An 18,339-nucleotide genomic window follows, 5' to 3' on the forward strand; every position below is an offset into this window, starting at 1 on the left:
TTACAGCTTGCTCACCCCGATCCGCGCATCCTCGCCATGGCCGACCGGCCGCCGCGAGGACCCGCATGGACGTCATTCTGCATCTCGGGGCGCATCGCTGCGCCACGACGAGCTTCCAGGCCTATCTCCGCGACCATCGCGCGGCGCTCGCCGCGCGGGGGATCGGCATCTGGGATCCGCGGCGCACGCGCAACGGGCTGCTGCACAACGTGACGGCACGCGACGCGCAGGCACGGGACCGCGGCCGGGTACGCCTCGCGCTCGAGGCCGAGGTGGCGCAGGGCCGGTCGACGGTGCTCGTCAGCGACGAAAACATGATCGGCACGCCGCGGGCCTGCCTGCGGGAGGGATGCCTCTACCCGGCGGCGGGCGAACGGCTGGCGCGGCTCGGCGCGGCGTTCGGGCCGGTCGCGCGCGCGGTCCTTCAGGTGCGCGCGCAGGACGCGTTCTGGGCGTCGCTCTGGGCCTATGCGGTGGCGCGGGGCATGGCGCTGCCCGACCCGGCGGAGCTTGCGCGGATCCTCGAGCGGTCGGCGCGCTCCTGGCGGGGCGTGGTATCCGACATCGCCTGCGCGTTGCCCCGGGCGTCGATCGTGGTGACGCCGTTCGAGCGGTTCGCGGACCGGCCGGACGCGCTTCTCGCGCGGACGGCCGGCCTCGCGGATCCGCCGCCGGCGCGGCCCGGCACCTACTGGGCGCACCGCGCACCGGACCTGCCGGCGCTGCGCCGGGCCGTGCTGGCGCGCGGCGGCGATCCCCGGACGCTTGCGGGCGACGGACGCTGGCGGCCCTTTCCGCCCGAGGCGGCAGCACTCCTGAGGGAGATGTGGCTCGACGATCTGTACTGGCTGCGCGCCGGGGCCGGGGGCCTCGCCGCTTACGTGGAGTGTCCGGAGGCAGAGGAAACCGGCCTGAACCGGCCCCCGTCGGACGACAGAAGAGGACAGGACGATGAACGCGACCAAGGACGAGTGGCGGGCGCTGGCTGAAAAGGAACTCAAGGGCCGTTCCGCCGACACGCTGACGTGGAAGACGCTCGAGGGCATCGACATCAAGCCCCTCTACACCGCCGAGGACGTGCAGGACCTGCCGCATCTCGGGTCGCTGCCGGGGCTCGAGCCCTTCACCCGCGGCGTCAAGGCGACCATGTATGCCGGCAGGCCTTGGACCATCCGGCAATACGCGGGCTTTTCCACCGCGGAGGAATCGAACCGCTTCTACCGGCGCGCGCTCGAGGCCGGGCAGCAGGGCGTGTCGGTGGCCTTCGACCTCGCGACGCATCGCGGCTACGACAGCGACCATCCGCGCGTGGTGGGCGATGTGGGCAAGGCCGGTGTCGCCATCGATTCGGTCGAGGACATGAAGGTGCTGTTCGACGGCATCCCGCTCGACCGCGTGTCCGTGTCGATGACCATGAACGGTGCGGTGATCCCTGTGCTCGCGAATTTCATCGTGACCGGAGAGGAGCAGGGCCATGACAGGAGCCTGCTGTCCGGGACCATACAGAACGACATCCTGAAGGAGTTCATGGTCCGCAACACCTACATCTATCCGCCCGAGCCCTCGATGCGGATCGTCGCGGACATCATCGAGTACACCTCGGACCACATGCCGAAGTTCAACTCGATCTCGATCTCCGGCTACCACATGCAGGAGGCGGGCGCGAACCTGGTGCAGGAACTCGCCTTCACGCTCGCCGACGGCAAGGAATACGTGCAGGCGGCCGTGGCGCGCGGCATGGACATCGACCGCTTCGCTGGCCGGCTGTCCTTCTTCTTCGCCATCGGCAAGAACTTCTTCATGGAGGCGGCCAAGCTGCGGGCGGCGCGCATGCTCTGGCACCGGATCATGACCGATCTCGGCGCCAAGAACCCGCGCTCGAAGATGCTGCGCACGCATTGCCAGACCTCGGGCGTGAGCCTGGCGGAACAGGACCCCTACAACAACGTCATCCGCACCGCCTACGAGGCCATGTCGGCGGTCCTCGGCGGGACCCAGTCGCTGCACACCAACGCGCTCGACGAGGCGATGGCGCTGCCGACCGACTTCTCCGCCCGGATCGCGCGCAACACCCAGCTCATCCTGCAGGAAGAGACCGGCGTGACGAAGGTCGTCGACCCGCTGGCGGGCTCCTACTACGTCGAGCGGCTGACCCACGACCTGGCAGAGGCCGCCTGGACGCTGATCGAGGAGGTCGACGGCATGGGCGGCATGACCAAGGCCGTGGCCTCGGGCATGCCCAAGCTCAGGATCGAGGAGGCCGCGGCCACGCGGCAGGCCAAGATCGACCGCGGCGAGGACGTGATCGTCGGTGTGAACCGGTACCGCCTCAAGCAGGAGGAGGAGCTCAACATCCTCGACATCGACACCGCCAAGGTGCGCGAGGCGCAGGTCGCGGCGCTGGAGCGCATCCGCGCGGGCCGCAACGCGGCAGCATGCGAGACGGCCCTGGCCGAGGTGGAGCGTGCGGCGAAGGAGGGTGGCAACCTCTTGGCCGCCGCGGTCGAGGCGGCGCGCGCCCGCGCCAGCGTGGGAGAGATCAGCATGGCGATGGAAAAGGTGTTCGGCCGCCACCGGGCAGAGGTCAAGACGCTCGCCGGCGTCTACGGTGCGGCCTACGAGGGCGACGAGGGCTTTGCCGCGATCCAGAAGGCGGTCGAGGCCTTTGCCGAGGAAGAGGGCCGCCGCCCGCGCATGCTGGTGGTCAAGATGGGCCAGGACGGTCACGACCGCGGCGCCAAGGTGATCGCAACGGCCTTTGCCGACATCGGCTTCGACGTGGACGTGGGCCCGCTGTTCCAGACGCCAGAGGAGGCCGCGCAGGACGCCATCGACAACGACGTGCACGTGGTGGGGATCTCGAGCCAGGCGGCGGGCCACAAGACGCTCGCGCCGCAGCTCGTGCAGGCGCTCAAGGACCAGGGTGCGGGAGAGATCCTCGTGATCTGCGGCGGCGTGATCCCGCAGCAGGACTACGCCTTTCTCCGGGAGGCTGGGGTCAAGGCGATCTTCGGACCCGGCACCAACATCCCAGATGCGGCGCAGGACATCCTGCGCCTGATCCGCGAGGCGCGTGCGGCCTGAGCCGCCGCGCGCCCCGCGTCACCGCGGCCGTCAGGCGGCCGCGGTGCCGTCCTTCGACGCGTCCTTGCCGAAATCCTTGGGCGACAGCAGCGCCAGCTGATCGCGCGCCCAGGCACGGGTGTTGTGCTTCTCGACCACCCGGCGCAGTTCGGCCATGCGGTCGCGGCGCTCGGCCTCGGGCATGGCAAGCGCCATCTCGATCGCGTGCAGCATGGACTTGTTGGAATAGGGGTTGGTCAGGACCGCCGACGACATCTCCATCGCCGCGCCCGCGAATTCCGACAGGATCAGCACGCCGTCGCCGTCGGTGCGCGCCGCCGCGAATTCCTTGCAGACGAGGTTCATGCCGTCGGCAAGCGGAGTGATCCACGCCACGTCGGCCGCGCGGTAATAGGCCACGAGTTCCTCGAACGGGATCGCGTTCGAGATGAGCGAGACCGGCGTGCGGTCGAAGGTGGCGAAGCGGCCGTTGATGCGGCCCGCGATCTGCTCGATCTCCGACTGGATCTCGGCATAGGCGGTCATGTTGCGGTTGGCCGACACCGAGATGTGCAGAAGCTTGGTCTGCGACGCGAGCTCGGGATTGCGCTCGAGCAGCCGCTCGAAGGTCAGGAGCTGTTCGGCGCCGCCCTTGGTGTAGTCGGTCCGCCCGACCGACAGGATCAGCCGCCGGTTGGCCATGGCCGCCAGCACCTCGTCCCGGCGCACGTCGGTCTCGGGGCGCGCGGCGACCTCGGCGATGTAATCGGTGTCGACGCCGACGGGCGTGGTGCCGAGCCGCACGACGCGGTCCTCGGTGTGGATGGCGGTGGGCACCGTCCGGTCCGACAGGGCCGAGCCGTCAGAGATGAAGTCGGGATCGACCTTCTCGCGCGGGACGTTGCCCACGTCGCGCAGCGACCGCACGACGGAGACGAAGTTCGCCGCGTAGCGCGGGATGTGGAACCCGACCACGTCGCAGGCGAGCAGCGAATCGACGATCTCCCCACGCCAGGGCAGCACGTTGAACATGTCGGCCGCCGGGAACGGCGTGTGATGGTAGAACGAGATCCGCACGTCGGCCCGCATCTGCCGCAGGTAGCCGGGCACCAGCCACAGGTTGTAGTCGTGCACCCAGACCGCCGCGCCCTGCGCCGCTTCCGCGGCGGCGGCCTCGGCGAACGCCCAGTTCACCTCCTTGAAGGTCGGCCAGTCGACGGGATCGTAATTGTACTTTTCCTTGAACCCGTGGAGGATCGGCCAGAACGCCTCCTTCGACGTCACGTGATAGAAGCTCGACACCTGCGCCTTGGTCAGCGGCAGGCGCGACACGGTGTACTTGCCGAAGCTGTCCTCGATCTGGATCACCCGCTCGAACCCCGGGTTCGAGGTGTCCTCGGCTTCCTTCCAGGCGACCCAGGCGGCGTCGTCGACCTTGCCGAAGAAGCTCTTGAGCGTGGGAACGATGCCGTTCGGGCTCTTGTTCTCCTTGAAGACGATCTTGCCGTCTTCCTCGACCTCCTCGTAGGGCTGGCGGTGATAGACGATGACGAGATCGCTGCTCATTCCTGGGCTCCTTCGGGCAGGGGGTGCATGTTCCGCTTGGCCACGGCCTCGAGGATGCCGGCCGCGCCGATGCCCGAGGCCACATGCACGTGAGCTAGCCCGGACACCCGGTCGAGCAATGCCTGCTCGGACCCGCCGACCGCCACCGCGGGCAGGCCCGCCTCGAGCATCGACAGGTCGTTGAGCGTGTCGCCCGCGGCCAGCACGCGGTCCTCGGAGATGCCGTGATGCGCCACGAAGCGGCGCAGCGACGGCCCCTTGGACACGCCCCGCGGCAGTACGTCGAAGAACCGGTTGTCCGAGATCAGCGCGTCGAGGCCCATCTCGCGCACCATGTCCACGGCGCTGTCGTCGAAGGCATGTGGATCGAGGTCGAAACTGACGCGGTAGCGGAACTCGGTCGGCTGGAGCGTGAGGCCCGGATGGCCGTCGAGCGCCGCGCGCACCCGCGCGCCGGCATCTCCCCAGGCACGCGCGATCTCGTCCTCGAGTTCGGGGATCGGCTCGACCCGGCCGCCGTCGATGCGCGCGATGGTCGTGCCCACGTCGCCGATGGCGTATTCCGGCCAGGGCACGCCGCCGTCGCAGAGTTCGGCGATGAAGGCCGGGTCGCGGCCGGTGACGAAGACGAGCCCGATGGTCGCGCGGTTGTCCTCGATCCAGTCGTAGAGCCGGCGGCGGTCGGCGTCGCTGCCGCCGAGGAAGGTTCCGTCGAGATCGGTGGCAAGCACGAAGTCTTTCTGCGCCAGCGGCGCGTCCTTGGTCATCGGGATGTGGTCCTCAACTGGTCTTCTGAAGGGCGGCGGGATGCGCAAGCTCGATGTCGAGCGCGCGCGGCTCGGATTCGATGGGCCGGGCCCAGAGTTCGGTGAAGGTGCGCGACAGGTTCGCGCCGTCGTAGAGGATGGCGTGCACCGCCTCGCAGATGGGCATCTCGACGCCGATCCGGCGGGCGAGGTCGACGACGGAGGCCGCCGAGATCTCCCCCTCAACCACCACGTTGCGGCCGCCGAAACATTCCGCGCGGGTCTTGCCCTCGCCGAGCTGCACGCCAAGCGACATGTTGCGCGAGGTGAGCGAGGAACAGGTCAGCGTCAGGTCGCCCGCGCCCGAGAGGCCGGTCACCGTCTCGCGCTTGCCGCCGAGCGCCTCGGCGAGGATCTTCATCTCGTCGATGCCGCGGGTGATGAGCGCCGCGCGCGTGTTCTCGGCGAATCCCGCGCCGGTCATCATCCCGCAGGCGATGGCGACCACGTTCTTGACCGCGCCGCCGATCTCGACGCCCACGAGGTCGTCCGACATGTAGGGGCGGAAGGAATGGGAGCTCATCGACACCGACAGCCGCGCCGCGGGGCTTTCGCCCGGGTCCAGCCGGTCGGTGTAGCGGAACTCGAAGGCGATGGTCGCCGCGGTGGGATGCCCGAGCGCGGTCTCGCGCGCGAAGGTGGGACCGGACAGCGCGCCGATCGGGTGGCCCGGCAGCTCTTCCTCGAGCACGTGGCTCAGGAGGTAGCCGGTGCCGCGCTCGATCCCCTTGCAGCACAGGACGAGCGGCACGCCGGAGTCGAGATGCGGCTTCAGCGCCGCGCACATCTCGCGCAGCGAACTCGACGGCGTGACGATCAGCACGGCGTCCGCGCCGCCTACCGCCGCACCGAGATCGGACGTCGGCACGATACCGTCGGGCAGCGGCGTGTCGGGCAGGTAGTCGGGGTTCTGGCCGGTGCTGCGGATCGTCTCGGCGAGCTCAGGCCGGCGTCCCCAGAGATGCGCGATCCGGCCTGCCTTGGCGGCCACGGCGGCGAGGGCTGTCCCCCAGCTGCCCATGCCGAGGACCGCGATGCGGTCGTAGGGGCGGGCGTAGACGATGCCGGGCCGTCGCGGGGAGGGGTTCTGATCCGGGAGTTTCAGGGCGTGTCCGTCCATGTCGAGAATGTCCGCAGCGTCGTGCAGCGGCGACGCAGGGTCAAGCGGTACGGGTCAGCGATGCTGCAACTGCGCAAGAGCTAGGCATTGCTGCCCGTTTGTCGAGTTTTCGCGCGAATACAACCGTGTCTGCCTGGCGTCGGCTTCGGGCGAGGCGCGTACAGCGCAACATTTGAGCACTTTCCGCGCCTTTTGCATGCCGTTTGGGCAGGGAGGCGCCGAAAACATGCTGCACTGCGCCAAAAACCGCTGTCAACAGGTTCGCGCGCCCCTTGGTAAACGAGGGGGTGAGCATCCGCATGTGGTTGATTTCATTACATCTGAACGGCGTGTGAAAAGCCGTAACACCGGCGGGAACTTCCGCGCCTCACGCATGTTTTGACACGTGCGAGGGCTGCTTTAACCTCGCTGTGTGCCGCACCGCGGCATCGCACAACGCCCCGAGTCAAGGAGCCGACTGATGCAAGAGAAGACCGATCGCAACCTGCCGAATGTTCGCACCGCGATCTTTCCAGTTGCGGGTCTCGGCACGCGCTTCCTGCCTGCCACCAAGTCGACCCCGAAAGAGCTTCTTCCGGTGCTCGACCGCCCGCTGATCCAGTTCGCCATCGACGAGGCGCGCGCGGCCGGCATCGAGCGCATGATCTTCGTGAGCCATCCGTCCAAGGACGCGATCGAGCGGTATGTCCGCGAGGACGTCGACCTCGAGGAGACGCTGCGCGCGAAGGGCAAGGACGCCCTCGCCGACATGCTGCACGACAACGCGCTCTGCGAAGGCTCGGTCGACGTGCGCTTCGTGATGCAGCCCGAGCCGCTGGGTTTGGGCCATGCGGTGCTCTGCGCCGCGGACGAGGTCCTGCCGGGCCCGGTGGCCGTGATCCTGCCCGACGATCTGATCCTCGGCGAGCCCGGCTGCCTGAGCGAGATGATCGCGGCCTACGACCCGGTCAAGGCGGGCCACATGGTCGCGACCATGCAGGTCGAGGCGGAAGCGGTCAAAAGCTACGGCGTCCTGTCCGTCACCGGCCGCGACGGCGCGCTGATCCTGTCCGACGGCATGGTCGAGAAGCCCGATCCGGCCGACGCGCCTTCGCGCCAGGCCGTGGTCGGCCGCTACGTGCTCGACGGCACGATCTTCGACGACCTGCGAGGCCTCCCGCCCGGCGCGGGCGGCGAAATCCAGCTGACCGACGCCATCGCGCGCGGCGTGGGCACGGTGGGCCTGTGCGGCTTCCGGTTCACCGGCACGCGCTACGATTGCGGATCCAAGAAGGGAATGCTGCAGGCGACGATCGCCTATGCCGGCCAGCACCCCGAGTTCCGCGAGACGCTGGCCACCTCGAACGCGGGCATGCTTGCCGCCGAATGATCCTCCGGACACGGAGCGGAGAAGGCCGGCGCGGCGCGCCGGCCTTTCCTGTTCGGTGTCAGTCGTTCGACACGACCAGCCGCAGGTAGGGGACCGGCCCCGCGGCCGCCGGCGCGTGCAGGAAGGGCCGGGCGGGCTCCGACAGTCCGCGCTGGGGCGCGACGCCGGTGTCCGCATGGCCACGCGGGGCGTCGAGCGCCGGCAGCTGCAGGCCCTGCGGCGCCACCCGCCCATGGGTCGCATGCGCGACCTCGAACCGCCGCGGCGCACGGCCGAGCTGCCCGTGCGAGACAAGCCCGCCCAAGGCCCGGTCGATGCGTCCGGTATCCGAGCGCAGCGGCAGCAGGATCAGGTCGGCCGCCAGCGGCGGGTTGCGCAGCCGCCGTTCCGGCGCGAGGTCGAGCCGCAGCGTCTCGGGCCCCGCGAAGACGCGCTCGAGCGCCTCGGCCAGCGCGTCGCGGCTCGGCGGGGCGATGAAGGCCGAAAGCGGCAGACCTGCCGCCTCCATGCCCATGAGGTCGGACAGGTGCGTGCCGCTCACGCGCAGCCGGACGATGCCGCGCCCGATCCGCTCGGCGAGAAAGGCATGCGACAGCGCGTCCTGCATGCCGCGGGGGTCGACCTGGTCGCGGAACGGCACGTCGCCGCACTGGTCGGCCAGCGCCCGCCAATAGGTCTCGATCATGCGCAGCGGCGCCTGGCGCCGCTCACGCTCGCGCTCGGACATCGACACGACCCCCGACCCCCTCACGTCCTTCCCGAACATCCCGCCGTCCTCTCAACGGGTGCGGATCGCAGGACCTCCGGCGATCGACGATGCACCCACGTGCCTTAACAAAACCTTAATTAGACTTATTTGCGCCGCATTTCGCGCCATTTCGAACGAACTGGTTAACATCCGGCCGCGCTTGCCATGCGCGGACGGCTCGCGTAGGTCCGAGACCGGAAGTTGGGACGTTACGGGACTGTGACATGCGGCAGTCGATGACGGGATTTGCCTCCGGGCAGGGATCGGACGCCGGGTTTCGCTGGGCGTGGGAAATGCGCGGCGTCAACGGCAAGGGGTTCGACCTGCGCATGCGACTTCCGGACTGGGTCGAGGGGCTCGATCCGCTGCTGCGCGCGCTGGTGCAGGAGCGTGTGGCGCGCGGATCGGTCACCGTGAACCTGCGCGTGCAGGCCGACGACGCCGAGGCCGCGCCGGTCCTGTCCGACCGCAATCTAGACCGCATCCTGAAGGCGCTGTCGCGGGTCGAGGCCGAGGCAACGGTGCAGGGCGTGACGCTCGCACCCTCGAGCGCGGCCGACATCCTCTGCATGCGCGGCGTGATGGAGATCGCGCAGGAGCCGACCGATGTCGAAGCCCTGCGCACGGTTCTGGTCGCGGATTTCGAGCGGATCCTGAGCGAGTTCGTCGCCATGCGGCAGGAGGAGGGCCGCGCGCTCGACACGATGCTGGGTGCGCACCTGACCGAGATCGAGGCGCTCGTGCGCGATGCCGAGGCCGCGGCCGCGGCGCGGTCGGACGAGGCGCGTGCCCGCCTTGCCCAGCAGCTTGCCCGCGTGGTCGAGACCGTCGACAGCATCGACGAGGCCCGGATCGCGCAGGAACTGGCGCTCATTGCCGTGAAGGCCGACGTGACCGAGGAGATCGACCGCCTGCGCGTGCACGTGGATGCCGCGCGGGCGCTCCTCGCGGGCAGCGGGCCAATCGGGCGCAAGCTCGACTTCCTGATGCAGGAATTCAACCGCGAGGCCAACACGCTCTGCTCCAAGGCGGGGTCGGCACCGCTGACGCAGATCGGGCTCGCGCTCAAGGCGGTGATCGACCGCATGCGCGAGCAGGTCCAGAACGTGGAGTGACCGCCATGGCCAGCGAGCGGCGGGGCCTGCTCATCATCCTGTCGTCGCCTTCGGGCGCGGGAAAGTCGACCCTCGCGCGGCGGCTGCGCGCCTGGGACGACCGCATCGTGTTCTCCGTCTCGGCGACCACGCGTCCACCGCGCCCGGGCGAGGAGGACGGCGTCGACTACCATTTCCTGACCGAGAGCGCCTTCAAGAAGGAGGTCGCGGCCGGCGGCATGCTGGAACACGCCCACGTCTTCGGCAATTTCTACGGCTCGCCGAAGCCGCCGGTGCGCGCGGCGATCGAGCAGGGGCATGACGTGCTCTTCGACATCGACTGGCAGGGCGCGCAGCAGATCCGCAATTCAGAGCTCGGCCTGCACACGCTGTCGATCTTCCTGCTGCCGCCCTCCATCGCCGAGCTCAAGCGCCGGCTCGAGAGCCGCGGACAGGACAGCGCCGAAACCATCGCGCGCCGCATGCAGAAGAGCTGGGACGAGATCAGCCACTGGGACGGCTACGATTTCGTGCTCGTGAATGCGGATCTGGACGAGACCGAGGCGCGCCTCAAATCCATCGTCACCGCGGCGCGCCTGCGGCGCAGCCAGCAGCCGGGGCTCACCGAGCATGTCCGCCGGCTGCAGGCGGAATTCGAGGACGGAGGCACGCCATGACGCTCTACTCCCTGGACGGGCGGGTGCCCGAGATTGCCGAGGATGCCTGGGTCGCGCCCGATGCGAACGTGATCGGCGACGTGCGGCTCGCGCCGGGCGCGTCGGTATGGTTCGGGGCGACGCTGCGGGGCGACAACGAGCCCATCGCCATCGGCGAGGGCACGAACGTGCAGGAAAACGTCGTGTGCCATACCGACATGGGCTGCCCGCTCACGGTGGGCGCAGGCTGCACCATCGGACACAAGGTCATGCTGCACGGCTGCACCATCGGCGACAACGTCCTGATCGGCATGGGCGCGACGGTGCTGAACCGGGCCCGGATCGGCGCGAACTGCCTGATCGGGGCGGGCGCGCTCGTTACCGAGGGCAAGGAGATCCCCGAGGGCAGCCTCGTGATGGGCATGCCGGGCAAGGTCGTCCGGGCGCTGACCGAGGACGAGATCGAGGGTCTGCGCCGCTCCGCCCGCGGCTACCGGGGCAACGCCGCCCGGTTCCGCGCGGGTCTCGCACCGCTCTGATCCCGCGTCCACCCCGCGGGATCCGCCGAACGTACCACTATATAGATCCCGCGCGGCCAAGGTGCCCGCGGCCCGGAGGATGCGACACGTGAAGAAGACCCTGATGCGGCCCGTCGGCCTGCCCGAGAGCGCCTCGCACCCGGTGGCGACGCCGCTCATGCCGTCGGTCGTGTACGCGAGCGACACGCCCGACGCGCTCGACGCGCAATACGAGGGGCGCGTCGCGGGCTACACCTATGCACGCGAGGGCCATCCGAACGCCGACGTGCTGGCCCGCCGCATCGACGCGCTCGAGGGCGCGGAAGGCGGCATCGTCACCGGGTCGGGCATGGCGGCGGTGACCGCGGCACTCATGGGGCTCCTGCGCGCGGGCGATCACGTGCTGGGGGGCGACCAGCTCTATGGCCGGTCGCTGCGGCTCATGCGGGACGACCTGCCGCGGCTCGGCATCGCCACGAGCCTCGCCGATCCGACGGACGTGGACGCGGTCGCCGCGGCGCTGCGTCCCGAGACGCGCATGGTGCTGATCGAGGTCGTCTCGAACCCGACCCTCCGCATCGCCGACCTCGACGGCATCGCGGCGCTCTGCGCCGAGCGCGGCATCCTCCTCGCGGTCGACAACACCTTCACCACGCCGGCCGCGATCCGGCCGATGGAGCGCGGCGCGGACATCGTCATCCAGTCGGTGACGAAGCTCCTTGCCGGGCACTCGGATGTCACGCTCGGCTGGGTGGCGGCGAGATCGCCCGAAGACCGCAAGCGGATGTACGATTTCGCGGTGACCACCGGCATGACCGCCAGCCCCTTCGACTGCTGGCTGGCCGAACGCGGGCTCATGACCTTCGGGCTGCGCTTCGCGCAGGCGCAGGCAACGGCCGAACGGCTCGCCGCGCGGCTGGCGGACATGCCGGGCGTCCGCCGCGTGCTCTATCCCACGCGCGAGGATCATCCCGACCGCGCGCGGGCGCAGGCGGTGTTGCGCGGGCAGGGAGGCAACATGCTGAGCTTCGAGATCGAGGGCGGCCGAGCGGCGGCCAACGCCTTTGCCGCGGGCGCCGCGGGCGTGGCGTTCGCGCCGACGCTCGGCGACGTGGGCACCACGCTCTCGCACCCGGCCTCGTCCTCGCATCGCGGGCTCACGTCCGAGGCGCGCGCGGCGATCGGCGTCACCGAGGGCTTCTTTCGCGTGTCGGTGGGGCTCGAGGACGCGGACGCGCTGGCCGCCACGTTCGAGGCCGGCCTCGCGGCGGCGCGGGGCGCCTGATGGTCGCGGCGCCGGGCAGCGTGGTCGCGGCGCTGCCGATCGCCGCGCTCTTCGTCGACAGGGACGAGCGCATCAGTGCCGCCAATCCCGAGGCGCTGGCCCTGCTCGGCCAGGCCATCGAGGGACGCCACTTCATCACGGTCCTGCGGCAGCCGCAGATCCTCGACGCCGTGGAACAGGTGGTGCGCGACGGCACGCCCCGGACCGCGCGTTACCTCTCGAACGACGGGCGGCAGGACACCACGTTCCGCGCCAGCGTGCGGGTGGTGCGCGAGGGCGGGCTCGACGGCATGCTCGTCTGCTTCGAGGACGAGACGCCGCGCGAACATGCCGAGCAGATGCGCCGCGACTTCGTGGCGAACGTGAGCCACGAGCTCAAGACGCCGCTGACGGCGCTCATCGGCTTCATCGACACGCTGAAAGGCCCGGCGCGCGCGGATGCCGCCGCGCGCGACCGATTCCTGTCCATCATGGAGAGCGAGGCGAACCGGATGAACCGGCTGGTGTCGGACCTCCTTTCGCTGAGCCGCGTCGAGGCGGAGGAGCGCGTGCGCCCGACCGCCCGCGTCGACATCGCCGGGCTTATCCGCGACAGCGTGCGCGCGCTCGAGCCGCTGGCGCAGGAGGCGGGTGTCACGGTCGAGGCCGACCTGCCCGAGAGCACGCCGGGCATCCTCGGGGACCGCGACCAGCTGCGGCAGGTTCTGCAGAACCTGATCGAGAACGCGATCAAGTATTCCGGCCGCGGCGCCGTCGCGCGGGTCTCGCTGACCGGGCCCGCCTACGAGCCGCGGGTGCGCGGCCACGGCGTGCGCATCCAGGTGACCGACAGCGGGCCGGGAATCGACCCGATCCACATCCCGCGGCTCACCGAGCGGTTCTACCGCGTCGACGCCCACCGCTCGCGCGAGCGGGGCGGCACGGGGCTGGGGCTCGCAATCGTCAAGCACATCGTGAACCGCCATCGCGGCCGGCTGCTCGTGGACAGCACGCCGGGCGAGGGCGCGCAGTTCACCGTGGTCCTGCCCACCGGCTGACGCTGCCCCCACGTCAGTGCGCCGCACCGGACGGACCGCGCAGCAAAATGTGCCGGATGACGTGGCGACAGGCCATTCTCGTCACACCGTCCGGGGCCGTGTCACGGGCGGTCGGGCCTCGCCCGTCATGGCTGCGCCGTCGGACGATCCGCGCGAGGTACGGAGCCCGATCGCGGCATCTGTGCCTCAATCCAGATAAAATATCGTGATAACAGATTCTTAAGGGCCAACCAGGGTGCTGCCCGGCTCGCTCATGTTCCGCGGCGTAAGTCGACCCGCGTCCCGACGTGCGGGCTTCCGCCGACGACCGCGGCGATGGCCAGCACCCCGCGGGGCGGGGCAAGGTGCGTCATAAAAGATTTACAATTCCGTCACATACCCGAGACGGACGGCCTCTAGGCGGTGGCTGAGCCGGTCGTAAGGCCGGCCCGACAATCAAATTCCTGGGAGTCACCATGACCAACCTCAAACTGTCCGCCTCCGTGGCCGCGCTCGCACTCGTCTCCGCGACCGCAGTTGCCGCACAGGGCCGTGACGCGATCCGCATCGTTGGTTCTTCGACCGTGTTTCCGTACACGCAAGCGGTTGCCGAGCAATTCTCCAGCTCCACCGACTTCCCGTCGCCGGTCGTTGAATCGACGGGGACCGGCGGTGGCATGCAGATCTTCTGCGAAGGCATCGGCGAAGCGCATCCGGACATCACCGGCGCGTCGCGCGGCATGACCGCTGGCGAGTTCGAGCTCTGCCAGCAGAACGGCGTCGAGAGCATCACGCAGGCGAACATCGGTTCCGATGGCCTGTCGATCGCGATCTCGCGTGACAACGAGTTCGACTGGGACCTCAGCCTGGCCGAAGTCTACCAGGCGCTTGCCGCCCAGGTTCCGGTCGATGGCGAGTGGGTCGACAACCCGTACACCATGTGGAACGAGATCAACTCGGACCTGCCGGAAGTCGAGATCCTCGCCTACGGCCCCCCGCCGACCTCGGGCACCCGCGACGCCTTCGTCGAGCTGGCGATGCACGCCGGCTGTGAAGAGCTGCCCTACGTCCAGGAAGGCGGCTTCGACGGCGACTGGGTCGAAGAGAACTGCTCGCGCATGCGCCAGGACGGCCCCTTCGTCGAGGCCGGCGAGAACGACAACCTGATCGTTCAGCGCCTGACCGCAGACGCGAACGCCGTGGGCATCTTCGGCTACTCGTTCCTCTTCGAGAACCAGGACGCCCTCAAGGCCGTGTCGATCAACGGCGTCCAGCCCGACCCGGACACCATCGCATCGGGCGACTACCCGATCTCGCGCCCGCTGTACTTCTACGTGAAGAACGCGCACCGCGGCGTGATCCCGGGCCTCAACGAGTTCATCGAAGAGTACATGTCGGAAGACGCCATGGCACCGGGCGGCTACCTGACCGAGCGCGGCATGGTTGCTCTGAGCGATGAGCGCCGCGCAGAGGTTCAGGAGAACGTCCTGAACGGCGCCGAGATGGAAGCGCCTGCCGAGTAAGGCGCCGGCGTACCGCACGCATCAGCCCGGTCGCCACACGTGGCGATCGGGCGTTTCCAATTGACAGGGCTGGTCATGACGACACTTGCATTCGCGCTCCTCTTCGTTCTGGCATGCACAGGCTACGTGATGAACCGGCGCGCCGCGCAGGCCATATGGGCGGATGGCACGCGGCTTCATTCGCTTTCGAACTTCCACGGGCTCTATTCGCTGCTCCTGGTGGTCATCCCGATCTTCGTGCTCATCATCCTCTGGCTGCTGCTCGCGCCCTTCGTGATCAACGCGATCACCGTGGCGTCGCTTCCGGCGGACGTCATGTCCGAAGCCAGCTCCGGCCAGGCCCAGCTGATCCTCGCCGAGATCAGCTCGATCGCCGGCGGCCGCGTGTTCGGCGACCCCGAGCCCTGGAAGATCGACGCGGCCAACAGGCTTGTCTTCCTGAACGAGGCGTCCTCCTACGCGCTGGTCGCGGCGGTCGTCGTGCTCGGCGCGGCGCTCGCGTATTTTGCCCGCCAGCGGGTCTCGGCAGAGTTCCGGGCACGTCAGCGCGTGGAAACCATGGTTTCCGGACTGATGATCTTCTGCGCGACGGTCGCGATCTTCACCACGATCGGGATCATCGCGGCACTGGTCTTCGAGACCTGGAAATTCTTCTCGATGGTTCCGTTCACCGAGTTCCTCTTCGGCCTGAACTGGGAACCCCAGATCCCGATCCGTGAAGGCCAGATCGCCGGCGCGGGCGCCTTCGGCTGGCTGCCGGTCATCCTCGGGACGCTCGTCATCACCGCCGTGGCGCTGATCGTCGCGGTGCCCACCGGCCTCATGTCCGCGATCTACCTCAACGAGTTCGCGCCGAAGAGCGTCCGCTCGGTCGTGAAGCCCTTCCTCGAGATCCTCGCGGGCGTCCCGACCGTGGTCTACGGCTTCTTCGCGATCCTCGTGGTCGCCCCCGCGATCCGGTCCTTCGGGCAGTCCATCGGCCTCGACGTGTCGCCCAACACCGCGCTTGCGGCAGGCAGCGTGATGGGCGTCATGCTGATCCCGTTCATCTCGTCCTTCGCCGACGACGCCCTGTCCGCGGTGCCGAACGCCCTGCGCGAAGGGTCGCTGGCCATGGGCGCGACGCGCGGGGAAATGATGACCACGGTGCTCTTTCCGGCCGCGATCCCCGGGATCGTCGGCGGGGTGCTCCTGGCCGTCAGCCGCGCGATCGGCGAGACCATGATCGTTGTGATGGCCGCCGGCCTCATCGCCAAGATGACCATCAACCCCCTCGACAGCGTGACCACGGTCACCGTTCAGATCGTGACGCTCCTGATCGGCGACACCTCCTTCGACAACCCCAAGACGCTGGCAGCATTCGCCCTCGGCCTGATGCTGTTCCTCGTCACACTTCTCATCAACGTGTTCGCGCTCCGCATCGTGCGGAAGTACCGCGAAGCCTACGATTGAGGTACGGACCATGACCGATCTTACAACAAGTTCCGGCGGAGCGGCCTCGGGCCAGACGGGCATCAGTTCGGCGGACCTCGGACTGCGCCGTCGGCATCGCAAGGAGCTGCGGCTCAAGATCCTCGGCATGGCCGCGATCCTGTTTGCCGCGACGATGCTCTTCATCCTCCTCGCGTCCATCGTCTCCAGCGGCTACAAGGCCTTCACCCAGACGCATCTGGAACTGGAGATCGAGGTCCAGGAGGACCTGATCCCGGCGGACAACCCCGCGCGCGGCGACTATCAGGCGATGGTGGAAGCGGCGCTGCTCGACTATTACCCCGACGCCGCGGACGACGAGCGCCGGGCCATCACCAGCATCCTCAGCAGCGGCGCCGCGCTCAAGCTCCGCGACAACGTCCTGTCGGACCCCGATCTCATCGGGACGCAGACGACCGTCAACGTTCCCGTGTCGGACAATTACGACCAGCTGAACAAGGACCTGCTGGACCGCGACCTGCCGGAGAACCGTCGCCGGCTGGACGACAGCCAGATCGCGTATTTCGATCGCCTGGAAGATGCGGGCATCGTGTCGGCGCCGATCAACTGGACCCTGGTCACCGCGGCGGATTCGCGTTTTCCCGAGCTTGCGGGCCTGAAGGGCGCGCTGATCGGCTCGTTCTGGGCGCTGCTCGTCTGCTTCCTGATCTCGTTCCCGCTCGGCATCGGCGCGGCGATCTATCTCGAGGAATTCGCCAAGAAGAACCGCACCAGCGACTTCATCGAGGTGAACATCAACAACCTCGCGGCGGTCCCGTCGGTCGTGTTCGGCCTGCTGGCGCTCGCGGTCTTCCTCGGGTGGTTCGGCATGCCGCGGTCGGCACCGCTGGTCGGCGGCATGACGCTGGCCCTGATGACGATGCCCACGATCATCATCTCGACCCGCGCGGCGCTGAAGGCGGTGCCGCCCTCGATCCGCGAGGCCGCCCTCGGCGTCGGCGCGTCCAAGCACCAGGTCGTGTTCGGGCACGTGCTGCCGCTGGCCATGCCCGGCATCCTCACCGGGACGATCATCGGCCTCGCACAGGCCCTGGGCGAGACCGCGCCGCTGCTGCTGATCGGCATGAACGCCTTCATCACCTCGGCGCCGGCCTCTCCGGTGGATGCCGCGACGGCGCTGCCGACGCAGATCTACATCTGGGCGGACAGCCCGGAGCGCGGTTTCGTGAGCCGCACCTCGGCGGCAATCATGGTACTGCTGACATTCCTTGTGGCGATGAATGCCCTCGCAATTTTCCTCCGCTCCAAGTTCGAGCGCCGCTGGTAAGGAGATACCGAACATGTATGACGCCGATCAAAACCGGACGGAGCGCAAGGTGGGTCAGAAAGACATCAAGATCACCGCTCGGGACGTGCAGGTCTATTATGGCACCAATCACGCCATCAAGGACGTCTCGGTCGAAATCGAGGACAAGACGGTCACCGCCTTCATCGGCCCGTCGGGCTGCGGCAAGTCCACGTTCCTGCGCTGCCTCAACCGGATGAACGACACGATCGACATCTGCCGCGTCGAGGGCAACATCGCCATCGACGGCGAGGACATCTACGACCGCCGCGTCGACCCGGTGCAGCTGCGCGCCAAGGTCGGCATGGTGTTCCAGAAGCCGAACCCGTTCCCGAAGTCGATCTACGACAACGTGGCCTACGGGCCCAAGATCCACGGCCTGGCCAAGAACAAGTCCGAGCTCGACGACATCGTCGAGCGCGCGCTGCGCCGCGGGGCGATCTGGGACGAGGTGAAGGACCGCCTGCAGGCGCCCGGCACCGGCCTCTCGGGCGGCCAGCAGCAGCGGCTCTGCATCGCGCGTGCGGTGGCGACGGAACCCGAAGTGCTCCTGATGGACGAGCCCTGCTCGGCGCTCGACCCGATCGCCACGGGTCAGGTCGAGGAGCTGATCGACGAGCTGAAGCAGAACTACTCGGTCGTGATCGTCACGCACTCCATGCAGCAGGCGGCCCGGGTCAGTCAGAAGACCGCGTTCTTCCACCTGGGCAACCTCGTGGAATACGACGACACCGAGAAGATCTTCACCAACCCCCAGGACAGCCGCACCGAAAGCTACATCACCGGACGGATCGGGTAA

At 68.7% G+C, this 18,339-nt stretch carries 16 protein-coding genes; 12 read left to right on the forward strand and 4 right to left on the reverse strand.

The window, feature by feature from the left end; genetic code table 11:
- The first annotated feature begins 65 nt into the window (after positions 1 to 65).
- Together RISW2_RS07865 and scpA are read left to right on the forward strand one after the other, a co-directional pair.
- Positions 66 to 989: a hypothetical protein gene (locus RISW2_RS07865; protein ID WP_043768812.1), complete on the forward strand. Its 924-nt coding sequence runs from the start codon at positions 66 to 68 to the stop codon at positions 987 to 989.
- Complete coding sequence (gene scpA / locus RISW2_RS07870; RefSeq protein WP_043768814.1) at positions 952 to 3,084, forward strand: methylmalonyl-CoA mutase; 2,133 nt, start codon at positions 952 to 954, stop codon at positions 3,082 to 3,084. Before RISW2_RS07865 ends, scpA begins: the two co-directional genes overlap by 38 nt.
- A 30-nt stretch (positions 3,085 to 3,114) precedes the next feature.
- Here the strand turns inward: scpA and ggpS are convergent, their stop codons facing one another.
- The 3 genes from ggpS to RISW2_RS07885 are packed head-to-tail and all read right to left on the reverse strand — an operon-like array spanning position 3,115 to position 6,555.
- Positions 3,115 to 4,629, reverse strand: a complete 1,515-nt coding sequence (gene ggpS, locus RISW2_RS07875; protein ID WP_043768816.1) for a glucosylglycerol-phosphate synthase — start codon at positions 4,627 to 4,629, stop codon at positions 3,115 to 3,117.
- Entirely contained in the window at positions 4,626 to 5,396 is a 771-nt protein-coding gene (locus tag RISW2_RS07880) for an HAD-IIB family hydrolase (protein ID WP_043768818.1), read from the reverse strand. Before RISW2_RS07880 ends, ggpS begins: the two co-directional genes overlap by 4 nt.
- A gap of 13 nt (positions 5,397 to 5,409) precedes the next feature.
- A complete protein-coding gene (locus RISW2_RS07885; RefSeq protein WP_084615288.1) occupies positions 5,410 to 6,555 on the reverse strand; it encodes an NAD(P)H-dependent glycerol-3-phosphate dehydrogenase in 1,146 nt (381 codons plus the stop codon).
- 460 nt (positions 6,556 to 7,015) lie between these two features.
- On the opposite strand from RISW2_RS07885, the gene RISW2_RS07890 reads away from it, so the two are divergent.
- On the forward strand, positions 7,016 to 7,924 hold the full coding sequence (locus RISW2_RS07890) for a UTP--glucose-1-phosphate uridylyltransferase (RefSeq protein ID WP_043768820.1): 909 nt from the start codon (positions 7,016 to 7,018) through the stop codon (positions 7,922 to 7,924).
- Positions 7,925 to 7,982: 58 nt separating this feature from the next.
- On the opposite strand, the gene RISW2_RS07895 is transcribed toward RISW2_RS07890, so the two are convergent.
- Positions 7,983 to 8,690, reverse strand: a complete 708-nt coding sequence (locus RISW2_RS07895; protein ID WP_043768822.1) for a PAS domain-containing protein — start codon at positions 8,688 to 8,690, stop codon at positions 7,983 to 7,985.
- 206 nt (positions 8,691 to 8,896) lie between these two features.
- Here RISW2_RS07895 and RISW2_RS07900 point away from each other — a divergent pair, with 206 nt between their 5' ends.
- The 9 genes from RISW2_RS07900 to pstB all read left to right on the forward strand — a co-directional run bounded on the left by RISW2_RS07900 (position 8,897) and on the right by pstB (position 18,339).
- Positions 8,897 to 9,787, forward strand: coding sequence for a YicC/YloC family endoribonuclease (locus RISW2_RS07900; protein ID WP_043768824.1), 891 nt, complete (start codon positions 8,897 to 8,899; stop codon positions 9,785 to 9,787).
- Between the two features lie 5 nt (positions 9,788 to 9,792).
- Positions 9,793 to 10,443, forward strand: coding sequence for a guanylate kinase (gene gmk, locus RISW2_RS07905; RefSeq protein WP_043768826.1), 651 nt, complete (start codon positions 9,793 to 9,795; stop codon positions 10,441 to 10,443).
- The gene (locus tag RISW2_RS07910) at positions 10,440 to 10,961 is read left to right on the forward strand and encodes a gamma carbonic anhydrase family protein (protein WP_043768827.1); all 522 of its coding nucleotides are present in this window, start codon (positions 10,440 to 10,442) and stop codon (positions 10,959 to 10,961) included. The genes gmk and RISW2_RS07910 overlap by 4 nt, the downstream gene beginning before the upstream one ends.
- A 79-nt stretch (positions 10,962 to 11,040) precedes the next feature.
- Positions 11,041 to 12,225: a trans-sulfuration enzyme family protein gene (locus RISW2_RS07915; RefSeq protein ID WP_043768830.1), complete on the forward strand. Its 1,185-nt coding sequence runs from the start codon at positions 11,041 to 11,043 to the stop codon at positions 12,223 to 12,225.
- Positions 12,225 to 13,262 carry a sensor histidine kinase gene (locus RISW2_RS07920; protein WP_043768831.1) on the forward strand — a complete coding sequence of 346 codons (1,038 nt, stop codon included), beginning with the start codon at positions 12,225 to 12,227 and terminating at the stop codon, positions 13,260 to 13,262. The genes RISW2_RS07915 and RISW2_RS07920 overlap by 1 nt, the downstream gene beginning before the upstream one ends.
- Positions 13,263 to 13,717: 455 nt before the next feature.
- Positions 13,718 to 14,764 (forward strand): substrate-binding domain-containing protein, encoded by a 1,047-nt coding sequence (locus RISW2_RS07925; RefSeq protein WP_043768834.1) that lies wholly within the window; start codon positions 13,718 to 13,720, stop codon positions 14,762 to 14,764.
- 75 nt (positions 14,765 to 14,839) lie between these two features.
- Entirely contained in the window at positions 14,840 to 16,216 is a 1,377-nt protein-coding gene (gene pstC / locus RISW2_RS07930) for a phosphate ABC transporter permease subunit PstC (protein WP_043768836.1), read from the forward strand.
- 10 nt (positions 16,217 to 16,226) lie between these two features.
- The gene (gene pstA, locus RISW2_RS07935; protein WP_043768839.1) at positions 16,227 to 17,522 is read left to right on the forward strand and encodes a phosphate ABC transporter permease PstA; all 1,296 of its coding nucleotides are present in this window, start codon (positions 16,227 to 16,229) and stop codon (positions 17,520 to 17,522) included.
- Between the two features lie 13 nt (positions 17,523 to 17,535).
- Positions 17,536 to 18,339, forward strand: a complete 804-nt coding sequence (pstB, locus tag RISW2_RS07940; protein WP_043768841.1) for a phosphate ABC transporter ATP-binding protein PstB — start codon at positions 17,536 to 17,538, stop codon at positions 18,337 to 18,339.

Source organism: Roseivivax isoporae LMG 25204, assembly GCF_000521865.1.
GTDB classification, from domain to species: Bacteria; Pseudomonadota; Alphaproteobacteria; order Rhodobacterales; family Rhodobacteraceae; genus Roseivivax; species Roseivivax isoporae.